The sequence below is a fragment of the Bacillus sp. 5B6 genome, from assembly GCF_000259405.1.
Classification (GTDB): domain Bacteria; phylum Bacillota; class Bacilli; order Bacillales; family Bacillaceae; genus Bacillus; species Bacillus velezensis.
This window is the reverse complement of record NZ_AJST01000001.1, coordinates 397,307-413,307: the sequence shown is the minus strand read 5'-3', so window position 1 is coordinate 413,307 and position 16,001 is coordinate 397,307. Positions and strand designations below refer to the sequence as shown.

Genomic DNA, 16,001 nt, shown 5'->3' with positions numbered 1-16,001 from the left:
TTTTTGATGCCGATACATAAAAACTGACTTTGCAAAGACACTAACAGAAGAACCGAAAACTTCTTTGAGGGGGCGCTGTTTATGTATTATTACAAAGAAGAGCTGATCAATATCATTAAACCGGACAAGCCGGACCCGGCCGCGGCCAAGGTGCTTCAGGAAATTTTAGGCGGGCACTACGGAGAAATGCGGACGATGATGCAATACTTTTTCCAAAGCTCTAATTTCAGAGGAAAAGAAAAACAGTTCCGTGACCTGCTTCGCGGTGTATTTTTAGAAGAGATCGCACACGTTGAGCTTGTCCAGCATACGATTAATGCGCTGCTCGACGAAAGCGGCGCTGAGGGTCCCGGAAATCAGGCAGCAGATCAGGCGCCGCTTGACGAAGCAGTTAAACACGCCAATCCGCACCATTTTATCATCGGGGCGCAAAGTTCTCTTCCTGTAGACGCCGGCGGCAATCCATGGAACGGGTCTTGGGTATACAACCACGGGAACCTGATTTCCGATTTATTGGACAATGTCGTGCTGGAATCAACCGGCGTGCTGCAAAAGACGCGCATTTATGAAATGAGTTCAAATCAGACGTTCAGAGAAACACTCGGTTTTCTGATCGTCCGTGACAACGCCCATCAAAATGCATTTACAAAAGCGTTGGAAACACTGGGTGTCGAATGGGGCAAATTATTTCCCGTGCCGAATTATGATATTGAAAAATACCCGGAATGCCGGAAATTCGTTGAGATGGGTTATCATAATACCCAATTTAATTTCAGACTGGATCCGACACGGATCGGAGAAATTCTGCAGGGAACGACGCCGAGCCGAAACGGCGGCGAATTAAGTGTGTCCGAGCCTCCTAAAGGTTTCCCCGTGCCGGAACTTCCTGAACTTCCGAATGAGCACAGCCCCGGACTGAAAGATATGAACTTGTAACAAAAAACGCCTGTTTCGGGCGTTTTTTGTTTTTCTGAATATGAGGTTTGAATGTGTTTAAAACGGGGAATATAAGCCGGGAGATCTTGCCATACGGCCGTTATTATAATGTGAGCACATTGCTGTACATACTTCGTTTCGAAAGTTGTCCTAATTTTCCAGCCGGCCGGCTGGGTATGTTTGAATGATAATGGGAATTATGTAAAGAGAACAATGTCTTTTCTAAGGAGGCAGCGAATGTCTAAGCAAGGAAACTTCCAGAAAACTATGTCACTTTTTGATCTTATTTTAATCGGCATGGGAGCCATATTCGGTTCGGCATGGCTGTTTGCCGTCAGTAACGTCGCCTCTAAAGCGGGCCCATCAGGCGTTTTTTCCTGGCTGATCGGCGGGGGAATCATCTTATTGATCGGCTTGGTTTATGCGGAACTGGGTGCCGCGCTGCCGCGGACCGGGGGAATTATCCGGTATCCCGTATATTCACACGGACACCTGGTCGGATATTTAATTTCCTTTGTCACCATTGTGGCATACACGAGTCTTATTTCTATAGAAGTCACGGCCGTCCGCCAATACGTGGCGTATTGGTTTCCCGGTTTGACCGTAAAAGGCTCTGATTCGCCGACAATTGCCGGGTGGATATTGCAATTTGCGCTGCTCTGCCTGTTCTTCCTCCTCAATTACTGGAGTGTCAAAACCTTTGCGAAAGCAAACTTCATTATTTCGATTTTTAAATATGTCGTACCGATTACGGTAATTGTGGTACTGATTTTTCATTTTCACCCGGGCAATATGACCGTTCACGGATTCGCGCCTTTTGGTTTCACCGGAATTCAGGCCGCGATTTCCACAGGCGGCGTCATGTTTGCATATCTTGGGCTGCATCCGATTGTGGCTGTCGCGAGTGAAGTGCAGAATCCGAAGCGGAACATTCCGATCGCATTGATTGTCTGTATTATCGTTTCTACTATTATTTACACCGTGCTTCAGCTCACTTTTATCGGGGCGATCCCGGCGGATACTCTGAAGCACGGATGGCCGGCTATCGGGACTGAATTCTCCCTTCCGTTCAAAGATATCGCCGTTTTGCTCGGTTTGGGGTGGCTGGCGACATTGGTCATTTTAGATGCGATCTTATCACCGGGCGGTAACGGAAATATCTTTATGAATACGACTTCACGTCTCGTCTATGCCTGGGCCAGAAACGGAACATTATTCAGCATTTTTTCTAAAGTCAATAAAGAAACCGGGACACCGCGTGCCTCCCTTTGGCTTTCGTTCGGTCTTGCTGTTTTTTGGACGCTTCCGTTCCCTTCTTGGAACGCTCTTGTCAACGTATGCTCCGTCGCATTGATTCTGTCTTATGCGATTGCGCCGATTTCTTCTGCGGCGCTGAGAGTTAACGCGAAGAATATTAACAGACCGTTTTATTTAAAAGGGATGAGCATCATCGGACCGCTGTCGTTTATTTTTACCTCTTATATTGTATATTGGTCCGGATGGCGCACCGTATCCTGGCTTCTCGGTTCTCAAATTGTCATGTTTCTGATCTATCTTTGTTTCAGTAAATATGCTCCCAAAGAGGATGTCAGCATACGCCAGCAGCTGAAATCAGCATGGTGGATCGTCGGCTTTTATGTCATGATGCTGATTTTCTCCTATCTCGGCTCGTTCGGCCACGGAATGGGCATTATCAGTAATCCGCTTGACCTGATTCTGATCGCCGTCGGTTCGCTCGGTATTTATTATTGGGCAAAATATACGGGCCTGCCGAAGGCTATGATCGACAGTGATAAATGACGAATGCCGGAAAGAAGTATGGTCTTCTTTCCGGTATTTTTATTTTAAGGGATGACAAAAAAGCGAATGTGCGATAAAATGAATGACAGTCATTCATAAAAGGAGGAACCCCTCTATTGGCAAAACAAAGCTCGGGAAAATACGAAAAGATCCTGCATGCCGCGATTGAAGTCATTTCTGAAAAAGGATTAGACAAAGCATCCATTTCAGAAATCGTCAAAAAAGCCGGAACGGCCCAAGGGACGTTTTACTTATATTTTTCTTCTAAAAACGCACTGATATCCGCGATTGCAGAAAACCTGCTCGACACTACGCTGGACAGGATAAAAGGGAAAACGGACGGTTCTGAAGATTTTTGGACGTTGCTGGACATTTTGGTAGATGAGACATTTCACATCACCCGGCTTCATAAAGATATTATCGTTCTCTGTTATTCCGGTCTTGCCATCGATCATTCAATGGAGAAATGGGAAGCCATTTATCAGCCTTATTATTCCTGGCTGGAAGGCGTGATCAATACGGCCATTGAACAAGGTGAGGTCCACAGCGGCATTCATGTCAGATGGACGGCCAGAACGATTATCAACGTTGTCGAGAACGCGGCTGAACGGTTTTATATCGGCTGTGAACAGGATGTCGATCTTGAAGTATATAAAAAAGAAATATTCAGCTTTCTCAAAAGAAGCTTGCAGAAATGATTGGCGGAGACCGATCATTTTTGACCGCCGTAAAAATGACTGACATTCATTCATAACTGAGGTGACTGTATCATGTATTGGCTGCTTGTATTGATAGCCGGACTGTTAGAAGTAGTTTGGGCGTCCGCCCTGAAGCATGCGGATTCGCTCTTTGATTGGATTGGTATTTTCCTTCTGATTGCCGTCAGCTTTCTGATGCTGATCCGCTCTTATAAAAAAATTCCGATGGCTGCCGCATATACCGTTTTTGTCGGAATAGGCACCGTCGGCACATATGTAACGGGCGTCATTTTAGGCGAATCGTTTTCAATCGGGCAAATATTCTTTTTGGCTTTGCTGTTGTGCGGCATTTTAGGAATGAAGGTATTTACGAAAGAAACTGAAACAAGGGGTGAACATTAATGGCATGGCTGCTGTTATTTATTGCCGGAGCGGAGGAAGTTGTAGCGGCCGTTGCCATGAAACATATTGACGGTTTTAAAAAAAAGTGGCCGCTGATTGTCATGGTAACAGGCTTTATGCTTTCATTCTTTTGCCTTTCCGGAGCGATGCAGGTTCTTCCCACAGGTGTCGCGTATGCGGCTTGGACCGGCATGGGAAGCATCGGCGTTTCGGCCGTGGGCATACTTTGGTTTAAAGAAAAATTCAATCTGTCACAATTGGTGTCTCTGGGGCTTATCCTCATCGGTGTCATCGGCTTAAAACTGACAGCGTGACGGCCTGAGACAGCTTTTTAAATAAAAAACAAAGGACCCTAAGCGGGCCCTTTGTTTTTTTATGCTGTTTTGATCTGTTCCGCTTTTCCCGCTCCGACTCCGAAAATAAAGATCAGAACGGAGACTGCGATCAGCATGAATAACGGAACCGTCCAGCCGTGCGTGATGTCATGCAGCAAACCGAATACGAGCGGCCCGAACGCGGCAAGCAGGTATCCGAATGACTGGGCCATGCCGGAAAGCGCCGCGGCTTCATGAACATGCCGGGTCCGCAGGCTGAAGAACATCATCGCCAAGCTGAACGCACATCCTCCCGCAATTCCGATCAAAATGACCCATAGCGGAGTGAGAGCCGGGCTTCCGAAAAGAACGCCGGCAATGCCGATAAGGAAAAATAAAGCTGTCAGTCCGGCGAGTGCGCGCTGATTTTTCATTTTAGCGGCAGCAATCGGCACGATAAAAGTAATCGGCAGGACTGAGAATTGCATTAATGAAAGCATCCATCCCGCCTTACTTGAGCTGAGTCCATTCTGCTGAAGAATTTCCGGCAGCCAAGCGATGACGGTGTAAAAAATAAGGGATTGCAGCCCCATGAACATCGTCACCTTCCAAGCAAGCGGAGACCGCAGCAGACTGCTTTTCTTCTCTCCGTTTGTCCCAGTCGTGCGGACAGGCAGTTCGCGTCCTCGCATTTGCGGAATCCACATAACGAACGCAATGAAAGAAAGGATAGCCCAGCAGCCGAGCGCGCCTTTCCAGCCTAACCCCGCTGAAGAGGCGATCGGCACGCTGATGCCGGATGCAATCGCGCCGCACAGATTCATAGAAACCGAGTAGACGCCGGTCATGATGCCTAAATTTCCGGGAAACTTATGTTTAATGAGACTCGGCAGCAGGACATTGCATACGGCGATCGACAATCCCAACAGGATCGTTCCGAAAAAGAGAGTGCCGATTCCGGCGATGGAGCGCAGCAGAGTTCCGGCTGTCAGGACAATTAATGATGACAGTAAGACAATCTCGGTCCCGAAGCGCCGGGACAATAAAGGAACAAACGGTGACAGACATGCAAAGGCCAAAAGCGGCACTGTCGTAATGGTGCCGGCAGCCGCATTGGTCATGCCGAGGCTGTCCCGAATTGAGGAAACGAGCGGCCCGACCGATGTCAGAGGCGCTCTGAGGTTGGCCCCTATCAATATGACTCCGATGACCAGCAATATCAGTTTTTTACGCTGACTTGCTTGCAGAATTTGATGTTCGTCTTTAATTTTCATGTTCATCCTCCATGTGTATTGTATCTTTAAATACTGTGATGTATTGGTTGACGGCCTCCATGGCCTGATCCGGTTTCTGTCCGATAATCGCGGCGGCAAGCTGGGTGTGGATCCGGATAGCAGGGGTGATTTCCAACAGGTTATGGACTGACGCACAAAGCGCCTCCGTCATATGCTCGTATAGATCAGAAAGCATGTTGTTATGGGCCGCCTGTACAATGGTTTTGTGCAGCTTAATGTCGGCTTCGGCATACCGTTTTCGATCTTCATTTTGCAAGGCCGCTTCACATTCATCCAAGCATGCCTTCAGTGCTTTCAGGTCTTCGTCATTACGCCTTTCCGCCGCCAATCGTGCAGCTTCTCTTTCGAGTGCGTATCTGACTTCTAATGTTTCAAGCAAATTTGATTTTTTAATATGGCGGTAAAATGCCGCGCCGAGAACACTGGATGAGCTGACATACGTACCGCTCCCCTGCCTTGTCTGAAGCAGGCCGGCATGTACGAGCGCCCGAATGGCCTCACGCAATGTGTTTCGGCTCACATCAAATTGCTTCATTAAATCCAGCTCAGGGGGAATGCGCGTCCCGACCGGCCATTTATCCGATTGAATTAACGATTCAATTTGCGTCACCACTTGTTCTACGAGCGAGAGTCTGCTTGTTTTGGATATCTCCATCAAAACACCTCTGAAATTTGTAGGATGATTCTATCATTGGGTAATATAACATAAAAGAAGCGGAGATGTAAATCAGCGGCAACAAAAAAAGAGTGAGTTTTTCTCTCACTCTTCGGCGCTTTTATGAACGTTTTATATTGACTGAGGTCACGACAAACTTGTCATGACGGTGGCGGGAAAATGAATATTCAAAGGGAGTGCCGTTGTCCAAAAAGCCTACATGCTCGACTTCAAGTATCGGGTCATCCGGCCGGCAGCCGAGATATTGCTGATCCATATCATCCGACTTGCACGCTCTGATTTTTCTGTGTGAGCCTGCGATTTTGAGCTGGAGTTCCCGCGTAATATGATCGTAGATGGAATGGTTGAGCACCTCGTCATTAATGCCGGGTATAAGGCTCGCCGGCATGTACGTTTTTTCAAGAACATACGGTTCGCCTTCAACAATTCTGAGCCTTACTACATAATAGACGGGAGTCTTTTCATCGATGGCCAAATGTGCGGCGACATCTTGAGACGGAAACTGCACTTCAAACCGGATGACCTTGCTCTTGATATTCTTTCCTTTTAACAAATTGCTCAGGCCGAGAATTTCGTTGCTGACCACGTGAACGTGCTCATCCTGCATGGCTGATTGAATGATAAACGTGCCGTGCCCTCTTTTTCTGAAAAGCATCCCTTCAGCCGCAAGTGTATCAAGCGCCCGCTTCATCGTCATCCGGCTGCACCCGAACTCCGCAGCGAGCGTCTTTTCATCCGGGATCGGCTGATCTATGTCATATACACTGCTTTTAATCCTCTTTCTCATTTCGTTGGCGATTTTTTCGTACTTATTCATCGGTTTCCTCCGGCTGTATAATGTTTGATCTGTATAGACTCCTTACGGTTATCATAAATTTTTTTCCCTGCTTCATCAATGACGTTACAGCCGCCGATATTGAAATTGAAAGGATTTCCTCGAATTTTCTATGGAATCTCCCTCACTATTATGGTAGAATTTTTGCAGAAACGGACACAACCGAATATTGCATACATTGTATAACCTCAATGATATGGTTTGAGGGTGTCTACCAGGAACCGTAAAATCCTGATTACAAAAATTGTCCCGTACACTTTTTGTAATCAGGATTTTTTATTTTCTAAAAAATAAAAAAAGGAGTATCTGTACATGAATTTCAAAGTATTTCTGCTTGCAGCATCTACCATCGCAGTCGGATTGGTTGAATTAATTGTGGGCGGTATTCTTCCGCAAATCGCTTCCGACTTAGATATATCCATCGTCAGCGCAGGGCAGCTGATCAGCGTGTTTGCGCTCGGTTATGCGGTATCCGGCCCGCTGCTTTTGGCAATGACGGCAAAGGCTGAACGAAAGCGGCTTTATTTAATCGCACTGTTTATTTTCTTCCTAAGTAATCTGGTCGCTTATTTCAGTCCCAATTTCGCCGTACTTATGGTGTCACGGGTGCTCGCTTCCATGAGCACAGGGCTGATTGTCGTCCTTTCTTTAACGATTGCTCCTAAAATCGTGGCACCTGAATACAGAGCGCGGGCGATCGGCATCATTTTCATGGGGTTCAGCTCCGCAATCGCTTTAGGCGTGCCTGTCGGTATTATCATCAGCAATGCCTTCGGATGGCGCGTTCTGTTCTTGGGAATCGGCGTATTATCTCTCATTTCCATGCTGATTATCAGCGTCTTTTTCGAAAAAATACCTGCTGAAAAAATGATTCCGTTTCGTGAGCAGATCAAGACGATCGGGACCGCCAAAATTGCCAGCGCACATCTTGTCACCTTGTTTACATTGGCGGGGCATTACACACTCTATGCCTACTTTGCGCCTTTTTTGGAAAGAACGCTTCATTTGAGTTCCGTTTGGGTCAGTGTATGCTACTTTTTGTTCGGTCTGTCAGCAGTATGCGGCGGCCCGTTCGGAGGCTGGCTGTATGACCGCTTAGGAGCATTTAAAAGCATCATGCTTGTGACCGTTTCTTTCGCTCTGATCCTGTTTATTCTTCCGCTGACAACGGTTTCTTTAATCATTTTCCTGCCTGCGATGGTGATCTGGGGACTGCTCAGCTGGAGCCTTGCGCCGGCGCAGCAAAGCTATTTAATCAAAATTGCGCCTGAGTCTTCCGATATTCAGCAAAGCTTCAACACGTCCGCTTTGCAGATCGGCATCGCGCTCGGGTCAGCCATCGGCGGCGGCGTGATCGGACAAACCGGTTCTGTCACAGCAACAGCCTGGTGCGGCGGTTTGATTGTCATTATCGCTGTCGCGTTAGCTGTTTTCTCTTTAACGAGACCTGCTCTGAAAAGAAAATCCGCATAAATGTGAGACCGCAAAAAAGCCAAAGGAGTTCCTTCGGCTTTTGCGGTCTTTTTATTTTGCGGCAGCAAGCTCGTCTTCTGTCACCCATTTATGATTGGTTACTTTTTGGCCGCCGTCAGTCGGTGTATAGTCGACCATATAAACGGTTGTCTTTTTGGCTGAATCAATAACGGCTTCGGCGCCCTTCATGCCTTTCATATGGGATGCCTCGATCACAGCCTTGTCACCCGGTTTTAACGTTTTATCACCGGCGCCCTTCAGCTCTTCCTGAATGACCCATTTATGATCTTCGACGCGCTTTCCTCCCGTTTCCGGAGTGTAAGATACACTGTAAACCGTTGTATCATAAGCACCTTTTACGGTTCCTTGCGCATTTTTCATGCCTTGCATATGAGAAGCTAAAATCATGACGTCACTGCCGACTTTATAAGTCGGATTTTCGGCCTTCTTTAAACCTTTCGGCACCTCGGATGAACCTGAGTGATTCATGTCTTCGTGAGAGTGCGTTTCTTTGTCTTTCGCTTTTTCGCTTCCTCCTGAAGATTGGCTGTTGCATCCGGCAAGCGCCAGAACGGGGATCAGGAGAAACATGCTGAATAAAAATAGTCTCGCTTTCATTTCAAGAACTCCTTTGCCTTTTTGATTTTTCAATTTCCCTTTCGTTTCTTCAGTAAAACAAAAAGATGGCCTGTCATTTCTCCTAATTCTTCAAATCTCTCTTTATTGCCTTTCATCAGGTGAAATTGTTCACAAAATGTACACATTAATGGAGATGCAGTATAATTCAATTATCAGATAATAGGGGGAACTCATCATGAAAACGAAGGTTTTTGCGGTGGTATTGGGCGCTGTTTTAATGATTGCGGGGTTGGTTTTGGCAGAAGTTTCGCTTTATATGGAATACATCACAATGCTCGGAGCTATGATTTTTTCTTCTATATTTATGTCAGAGCCGAAAAGAAAATTTCGCGTCATCAAAGGGGTTTGACCTTTCTATTACCGCCGTCTTCTCAGGACGGCGGTTTTGTTTTGCATGTCACTCAATCTATCCGCACAGCCGTTTCTTCTGTGCCGTCCTGATATAAAACAAAATGCGGGGCAGTTTGTGCTTTATCACCTGCAAATTCAATTTCAAGCGGCAGCGCCCTGACAAAATAACGGGTTTCCGTCATTGGGAATAATTCGAATGGTGTCTGCCCGTCTATTGTAAGATACAATCGGTTTTCTTTTACCGCCACCGATGCATGTGTGTCATCCTGAAATGAGTAATTGCCGGTAAATCTGCTGTAAATCGCAGGATCGATATCTGCTTTTTTCTGATCTGCCGGACGTTTCGGAATCACGTATGGCTGATCAAATAAGATGTTTACAGCCGCGGCAATTACAGCTTGTTCAAATTGATACGATTGTTCCATATTGCTGAGATAAATCAATGTTTTATTCTGGTCAATATACCGGATCATCAGAGTTGAATAGCCAGGCCAGCCTCCGTCGTGACTGATAACCTTCCCTTTTTGCCGGCTGTTTTGAATCATCCAGCCAAATCCGTATCCGAATTGCTCTTCTTCATTCCAATAGCCCGGTGTAAACGCTTGATCTTTAGACTCTTTGCTGATGATTTCTTCCGTATAAAGAGCCTGATCAAACAGATATAAATCTCTTATAGCGGAGTTAACGGTTCCGTCACCTTGAATCCCATCAAGAAAGACGACATAATCGGTTTCCTCAAGTTCATCCGGCAGCACATATTCTCCGGAATGAACATCATACACATAGCCATATGCATAGTTCGGAATGTTTTCTTTACTCAGCCTTCTGTTATAAATCCGCGTATCGTGCATACGAAGCGGATGAAATACGGCTTGTTTCATAAATTCAGCAAAACTCATGCCTGATACAATTTCTATAATAACCGCTAACACCACATACCCCGTATTACTGTAAAGCCACTCCTTGCCCGGCGGGAAATAAGCATCCGGTTTATGCTGCTTAAGCATATTGATCACATCTTGATTAACGGCAATTCTGTCCCGGTCCCAATGTGTTAAGAACAACTCCATATAGTCCGGCAATCCTGACGTATGATGGAGTAAATGCCGAATGGTAATGCCCGGATAAGGAAAATCAGGAAGCCACCGCTCTATCATATCGTCATAACGCAGCTTCCCTTGCTGCTCTAAAATGATAACGCCCAAAGCTGTAAACGGCTTCGATACTGAGGCCAATTCAAAGACCGATTGGTCATTCAGCATCCTCTTTGTTTTCAGTTCTGCAGCGCCGAATGAACCCTGGTATAAGATGCGGCCGTTTTCCGCTGCCAATGCAGCGCCGTTTATTTCATGTCTTTCGTCTAAAGTGCTGAAAAGCTGTTCAAACGCTTGTTTTTTCTTATCGATCATTTCACGAACCTCCATATACAAGCTGATTTACTCTTTTATACGAACGGCCGCTTTAGAAGTTTCAATATTTTTCCTTCTCGAAACACCAGTCAGTATACTGCCGTTCAGGCAGCCGCGGAGGTTTGATGAATGTCTTTCATTCACACAATACTGTGCAGGCTTCAAATTCAACATGCTTCTCGTCTTTATTTGCACCGGCAATTTCCATGGTCGAAAACATCGCGCAGACGACGGCTTTGTATTCGTTCATGACGGTTTGAATTTCAATCAGGAACCGTTCGGATGAAGCCGCGTATTCCGTTACGTACTCTTTCATTTTGCCGATAATATCATCTGCCTGACGGCTGAAGCCGGCCGCCTCCAAGTCACTCTCAAACTGGTTTTTGTTGATCATATGAATATGCATTTTTTAAAGGCTCCTTTCAGCAGCATTTTGTGGTTATATCTACTGTAAAGGACAAGCTTGGATAAACTTTTAATAAAATATGAACAAAATATGAATTGGCTCATCGTCCTGACCGGCGGGCTTTCGGCTGTGCTCCGTTTCATTTGGACTACATGAAAAAATGACTTCTTTACTCTGTTAAAAACAGCTCATATATGATCTAATACCAGTAAAATGTTTAGGAGGCGGCCTATGTCAGCAGCAGGAAATCGGCAAAAATTTTGGGTCATGGCGATGCTTATAGCGGTCTTTGCCGTGTTCGTTTTCTCTTTTTCTGAGAATCATTCACAAAAGGACTGGCACACGGCGGTTGACCAGGCGTCAGTGAATGTCTTCGGCCAGCAGATCTTTGAAAAAGACCGTCTGGCAAAAACACTCGAAGCACGTGAGGCAGAATCTCTTCTGACTCTTGTGAAACTTGCAAATGAAGAACATCACATCATCTAAAAGCCATTATAAAAAGCCTGTTTCCCTTTGGCAGAGGAAACAGGCTTTTTCCATGTATTATTGAGCATGTTTTTGTTCAATAAACCGGTCGATCCGGGCCAGAACATCCTTCATGTCCGTACATTCTTTAAAGCTTTCATTAATGACTTGAATGCCTTGTTTGTATTTTCCGTTATGCAGCACTTCTTCCGCGGCAAGCTTTACCTTTTCAGCGCTTACTTCATCTTTTTGCACTGTATAGCCTGCATCCAATTCAGTCAGGCGGCGCGCAACCATCGGCTGGTCTTTATCGTGCGGGATGACGACCAGCGGCACTTGATAATGAATGCCTTCATTTACACTGTTCATTCCGCCATGCGTGACAAACACGTCGGCCTGCTCCAGCACTTCAAGCTGCGGCACGTACGGAGCGATGATAAAGTTTTCCGGCGCCTGTTTGATTTTCGACAGATCGGCTTTTTCCCCGGCGGCAATGACTACTTTTCCTTCAAAATCTGAAAACGCGTCTATGCACAGATTGAAAAACGCTTCTGTGTCCCCGAGCACCGTTCCCATTGAGATATAAATGACTTTTTGATTCTTTAATGAGTCAATCGGGAAGTCGACGCGCCCTTTTCTCTTCGGAAAACTCGGACCGATAAATAAATACTCATCTCCGAATGTCTCACTTTCGGGCTGAAAATATCTGCTTGTATAGACGACGTTCAATTCACCTGTGTTGTTCATAAATTGAACCATGCTGTCAGGGGCGACACCGTATTTGTCTTTCATCTCGGCCAACAGCTCTTCACATTCCCTGTCCGGCTGAAACGGCACGCCCGATTCCGGATGGAGCGGCAGTATTTTCAGACGGTCTTCATTGAACAGGAAGGATGCTGAAGAAGAGATGCCGGGAATGTTGAGATAATCCCGCACCAGCTCTCCCGCACCGAATTTATCATAATAGACGGCGTCGAATTGAATGTCCTCTGCCAGCCGCTGCACAATATGTAAAATCTCCAGTGACGTTTTGATATGAACCTTTAAAAATGCAAGTATGCCGGACGGACTGCCGGGATCAATAGGTGTCATTCTGAGCAGATCGCTGTGAAGATGAACTTTCGCCCCTACTCCTTCCAGTCTGCTTTTGTATTTTTCCGTTGAGATATAATGAACGTGATCGCCCCGTTCGCTGAAGGCCTTTGTCATACCCAAAGTCGGGTTTACGTGTCCTTCTGCGGGAAAATTGATCATCAGAATATGTTTCGCCATTTTTCAAACTCCTTTACCTTTTTTGCGTCTCTTCCATATCCATCATAAATGACGCGGAAAAAATCATGCAAGGAACATCCGTCAGGTCTTTATGACGGTTCGATGACATCGGCAAAAAAAAAGACAAGGCTTTTCACCTTGTCTATCGTGATGATTCGTCTGTTTCTCCCGCTTTGAGCACGCCTTTCAGATGTTCTTCATCATGCTTGAGATGCTCCGTCATATATTGCACGGCTTTTGTTTTATCGCCCTTTTTTATTTCTTCAAAGACTTTCCGGTGCTCATGCAGGATAACCTCCGCACGGTCATCGCCTTTAAAATTAAGAACTCTGCAAAAATGAATCAGCACATTGACATGCTCAAGCAGCATGGCCAGCCGGCTGTTGCGGCTGAAATCCACAAGGAGCCGATGAAACGACTCGTTTAAGGAAATAATCTCAGTCTCTTTGACGCCTTTATTGATGGCTTCTTCCGTCTCCCGCAGCTGTTTTTCAATGAGGTCAATTTCACTCTCAGCCGCTTCATCAATAACCAGTTCGACCGCCAGTGATTCAAGTGACATTCTGATTTTATAAATCTCTTCAACATCCTTAACAGACAAAGAATAAATGACAAAGCCGTTTCGATCGTCTGCCGTCAGAAGCCCGTCCTTTTCAAGGAGCCGCATGGCTTCTCTGACCGGCGACCGGCTGACTCCGAAATCCTTGGCCAGCTGAGTCTCATTCAGCCGTTCACCCGGTTTAAAAATCCCGTCAAATATCATTTTTTTCAATTGGGAATAAAATTGCAGATAATACGGGATTGGCTTATCTAATTTAAAATTATCCATCTTTCCTACCTCTTCATACAATTTAGGCCTTATTGTTACCAAGATCATATAACAGTTTAACTATGGAAGCAACATTCCCGAGCTTGTCAGCATATCGGATGTGGCGTAATATGGAATTATGATGAACGACGGTCGACGGTCTTCCGTAAACCGAAAACAATTCATTCAGAGGTGACGGAAACATGAAAACATACAAGATTGCCAGCATACCGGGGGACGGTGTGGGGAAAGAAGTAGTCCCGCAAGCGGAGCGGGTGTTGAACGCGATCGCCGAATTACATGGAGGCATTACCTTTGATTTCACTTCTTTTCCGTGGAGTTGCGAGTATTATTTGGAGCACGGGACGATGATGCCGGATGATGGATTAGAAAGGTTACAGCACTTTGATGCTTTGTTTTTGGGAGCGGTGGGGAATCAAAAACTCGTCCCCGATCATGTTTCGCTGTGGGGGCTGCTCATCAAGATACGCCGGGAATTTGAACAGGTGATTAATGTGCGGCCGGCGAAGCTCCTGCCGGGAATCACTTCCCCCCTCGTTAACCCGAAGGATTTTGATCTGATAGTCGTCCGCGAAAACAGTGAGGGCGAGTACAGCTCTGTCGGCGGCAGAATCTATCAGGGTGAGGACGAAATCGCCATACAAAACGCGATCTTTTCCCGCCGGGGTACGGAAAGAGTGATGCGGTATGCTTTCGAACTGGCGGCAAGTCGGCGGAAACACGTCACAAGCGCGACGAAATCAAACGGTATTGTTCACTCGATGCCGTTCTGGGATGACATCTTCAAAGAGGTCAGCCGTGAGTTCGCCGGGATTGAGACGGATTCCCAGCACATCGATGCACTGGCGGCCTTCTTTGTCACGCAGCCGGAACGCTTTGATGTCATTGTCGCTTCGAATCTGTTCGGAGATGTGCTGACAGATATCGGCGCGGCGATTATGGGAAGCGTCGGAATCGCTCCCGCAGCCAACATCAATGTAAACGGCAAATATCCTTCCATGTTTGAGCCTGTTCACGGCTCCGCCCCGGATATTGTCGGAAAAGGAATTGCCAATCCTATAGGCCAAATATGGACGGCGAAATTAATGCTCGATTCATTCGGAGAAGAGGAACTGGGCCATCTCCTCTTACAATCTATTGAAACGGTCACAAACAGCGGCATTCTGACTCCTGATGTCGGCGGAAAACATTCAACGGAAGACGTCACTTCCGCTATTATTTCTCAAATAAAAAAATAACATTTTATGAGGAGAGAGAAGATGGATTCTTTTCGTGAACAATTTGAAAAGCATGTGACCCATGATTCAATTGAGGTAAATGGCATCCGCCTTCATTACGTCTTTACGGGAAAGGAGGATGCTCCCCCCGTCATTCTCCTGCACGGCTTTCCGCAAAGCTGGGTGACGTGGCGTTATGTGATTCCGACGCTTGCCGCTTCTCATAGAGTCATCGCGGTTGATCTGAGGGGCTACGGCGATTCTGAAAAGCCGAGCGGCATAAACGGCTATGATAACAAAACGATGGCAAGCGATATACAAGGTCTGATGCGCCGCCTGCATATACAAAAAGCGTTAATTGCCGGGCATGACAGAGGCGCAAGGGTAGCAAGGCGGCTCGCTTTAGATGCGCCGGAACTGGTAGCAGGCCTTGTGCTCATTGACATTATGCCGACTGAATACGTCTATGATTCTCTGACGGCAGCTGAAGCGGCAAAAAAATACTGGCACTGGACATTTCAGGTCGTTCCCCATCTGCCGGAAGAATTAATACAAGGAAAAGAAGAGGAATATCTTAGATTTTTATTAAGCAGAGGCGACGGGCTTTTTGACCTGCTGACATCAGACGGCGCCTGGGAACGGTACTTAGCTTCCTGGAAGCAGCCCGGCGCTGTTCAAGCTGCGCTTAATGACTACAGAGCCGCTTATCAAATTGATTTGCCGAGATATCGTTCAGAAAAGGAATCACAGAAAAAACTGGATGTTCCCACGCTTTTGCTGTGGGGAGAAAAAGGGAACTTAGCCGGTCTTCCCGTGCTTGGCACATGGAGAGAATCAATTCGTGAAGTCAGCGGATATGAGATAAAAGGCTGCGGCCATTACGTCCCCGAGGAAAAACCGACAGAAGCTGCCCGCAGGATTATCGATTTTTCAAAAACGGTTTTTTAAGGGGCGCACCACACCGAGACAGGCAGACTCTTAAAA

General features: G+C 46.4%; 18 protein-coding genes and 1 riboswitch. Of the genes, 10 read left to right on the top strand and 8 right to left on the bottom strand.

Annotated features, from left to right (window positions below; genetic code table 11):
• The first annotated feature begins 81 nt into the window (after window positions 1-81).
• The 5 genes from MY7_RS02010 (at window position 82) to MY7_RS01990 (ending at window position 4,150) form a co-directional block, all read left to right on the top strand.
• The gene (locus MY7_RS02010; protein WP_007409292.1) at window positions 82-936 is read left to right on the top strand and encodes a manganese catalase family protein; all 855 of its coding nucleotides are present in this window, start codon (window positions 82-84) and stop codon (window positions 934-936) included.
• Window positions 937-1,173: 237 nt separating this feature from the next.
• Window positions 1,174-2,736 carry an APC family permease gene (locus tag MY7_RS02005; protein WP_007609777.1) on the top strand — a complete coding sequence of 521 codons (1,563 nt, stop codon included), beginning with the start codon at window positions 1,174-1,176 and terminating at the stop codon, window positions 2,734-2,736.
• A 116-nt stretch (window positions 2,737-2,852) separates the two neighbouring features.
• The gene (locus MY7_RS02000) at window positions 2,853-3,434 is read left to right on the top strand and encodes a TetR family transcriptional regulator (RefSeq protein WP_007609776.1); all 582 of its coding nucleotides are present in this window, start codon (window positions 2,853-2,855) and stop codon (window positions 3,432-3,434) included.
• Window positions 3,435-3,506: 72 nt separating this feature from the next.
• On the top strand, window positions 3,507-3,836 hold the full coding sequence (locus MY7_RS01995; protein WP_007609775.1) for a DMT family transporter: 330 nt from the start codon (window positions 3,507-3,509) through the stop codon (window positions 3,834-3,836).
• Window positions 3,836-4,150 (top strand): DMT family transporter, encoded by a 315-nt coding sequence (locus tag MY7_RS01990; protein WP_003156024.1) that lies wholly within the window; start codon window positions 3,836-3,838, stop codon window positions 4,148-4,150. Before MY7_RS01995 ends, MY7_RS01990 begins: the two co-directional genes overlap by 1 nt.
• Window positions 4,151-4,209: 59 nt before the next feature.
• Here the strand turns inward: MY7_RS01990 and MY7_RS01985 are convergent, their stop codons facing one another.
• The 3 genes from MY7_RS01985 to MY7_RS01975 all read right to left on the bottom strand — a co-directional run bounded on the left by MY7_RS01985 (window position 4,210) and on the right by MY7_RS01975 (window position 6,938).
• Complete coding sequence (locus tag MY7_RS01985; protein WP_012116961.1) at window positions 4,210-5,424, bottom strand: CynX/NimT family MFS transporter; 1,215 nt, start codon at window positions 5,422-5,424, stop codon at window positions 4,210-4,212.
• The gene (locus tag MY7_RS01980; protein WP_007609773.1) at window positions 5,414-6,100 is read right to left on the bottom strand and encodes a FadR/GntR family transcriptional regulator; all 687 of its coding nucleotides are present in this window, start codon (window positions 6,098-6,100) and stop codon (window positions 5,414-5,416) included. Before MY7_RS01980 ends, MY7_RS01985 begins: the two co-directional genes overlap by 11 nt.
• Window positions 6,101-6,221: 121 nt before the next feature.
• Window positions 6,222-6,938, bottom strand: coding sequence for a GntR family transcriptional regulator (locus MY7_RS01975; protein WP_007409298.1), 717 nt, complete (start codon window positions 6,936-6,938; stop codon window positions 6,222-6,224).
• Between the two features lie 176 nt (window positions 6,939-7,114).
• Window positions 7,115-7,214, top strand: a riboswitch (purine riboswitch).
• 54 nt (window positions 7,215-7,268) lie between these two features.
• Here MY7_RS01975 and MY7_RS01970 point away from each other — a divergent pair.
• Window positions 7,269-8,429: an MFS transporter gene (locus MY7_RS01970; RefSeq protein WP_007609764.1), complete on the top strand. Its 1,161-nt coding sequence runs from the start codon at window positions 7,269-7,271 to the stop codon at window positions 8,427-8,429.
• Window positions 8,430-8,480: 51 nt separating this feature from the next.
• Here MY7_RS01970 and MY7_RS01965 read toward each other — a convergent pair whose 3' ends face one another.
• On the bottom strand, window positions 8,481-9,047 hold the full coding sequence (locus MY7_RS01965) for a YdhK family protein (RefSeq protein WP_029326191.1): 567 nt from the start codon (window positions 9,045-9,047) through the stop codon (window positions 8,481-8,483).
• A gap of 196 nt (window positions 9,048-9,243) precedes the next feature.
• Between MY7_RS01965 and MY7_RS19690 the strand changes: the two genes are divergently transcribed.
• The gene (locus MY7_RS19690; protein ID WP_007409301.1) at window positions 9,244-9,417 is read left to right on the top strand and encodes a hypothetical protein; all 174 of its coding nucleotides are present in this window, start codon (window positions 9,244-9,246) and stop codon (window positions 9,415-9,417) included.
• Window positions 9,418-9,469: 52 nt separating this feature from the next.
• On the opposite strand, the gene MY7_RS01960 is transcribed toward MY7_RS19690, so the two are convergent.
• Together MY7_RS01960 and MY7_RS01955 are read right to left on the bottom strand one after the other, a co-directional pair.
• Window positions 9,470-10,828, bottom strand: coding sequence for a serine hydrolase (locus MY7_RS01960; protein WP_029326192.1), 1,359 nt, complete (start codon window positions 10,826-10,828; stop codon window positions 9,470-9,472).
• A gap of 136 nt (window positions 10,829-10,964) precedes the next feature.
• Window positions 10,965-11,234 (bottom strand): hypothetical protein, encoded by a 270-nt coding sequence (locus tag MY7_RS01955; RefSeq protein WP_007409303.1) that lies wholly within the window; start codon window positions 11,232-11,234, stop codon window positions 10,965-10,967.
• A 231-nt stretch (window positions 11,235-11,465) separates the two neighbouring features.
• Here MY7_RS01955 and MY7_RS01950 point away from each other — a divergent pair, with 231 nt between their 5' ends.
• Window positions 11,466-11,720 carry a hypothetical protein gene (locus tag MY7_RS01950; RefSeq protein ID WP_007609753.1) on the top strand — a complete coding sequence of 85 codons (255 nt, stop codon included), beginning with the start codon at window positions 11,466-11,468 and terminating at the stop codon, window positions 11,718-11,720.
• 57 nt (window positions 11,721-11,777) lie between these two features.
• Here MY7_RS01950 and MY7_RS01945 read toward each other — a convergent pair whose 3' ends face one another.
• Window positions 11,778-12,971 (bottom strand): macrolide family glycosyltransferase, encoded by a 1,194-nt coding sequence (locus MY7_RS01945; RefSeq protein WP_007609752.1) that lies wholly within the window; start codon window positions 12,969-12,971, stop codon window positions 11,778-11,780.
• Window positions 12,972-13,113: 142 nt separating this feature from the next.
• Entirely contained in the window at window positions 13,114-13,800 is a 687-nt protein-coding gene (locus MY7_RS01940) for a GntR family transcriptional regulator (protein ID WP_022552677.1), read from the bottom strand.
• A 182-nt stretch (window positions 13,801-13,982) separates the two neighbouring features.
• Here MY7_RS01940 and MY7_RS01935 point away from each other — a divergent pair, with 182 nt between their 5' ends.
• Entirely contained in the window at window positions 13,983-15,038 is a 1,056-nt protein-coding gene (locus MY7_RS01935; protein ID WP_007609749.1) for a tartrate dehydrogenase, read from the top strand.
• Between the two features lie 21 nt (window positions 15,039-15,059).
• Entirely contained in the window at window positions 15,060-15,965 is a 906-nt protein-coding gene (locus MY7_RS01930; RefSeq protein ID WP_007609748.1) for an alpha/beta fold hydrolase, read from the top strand.
• Window positions 15,966-16,001 lie beyond the last annotated feature (36 nt).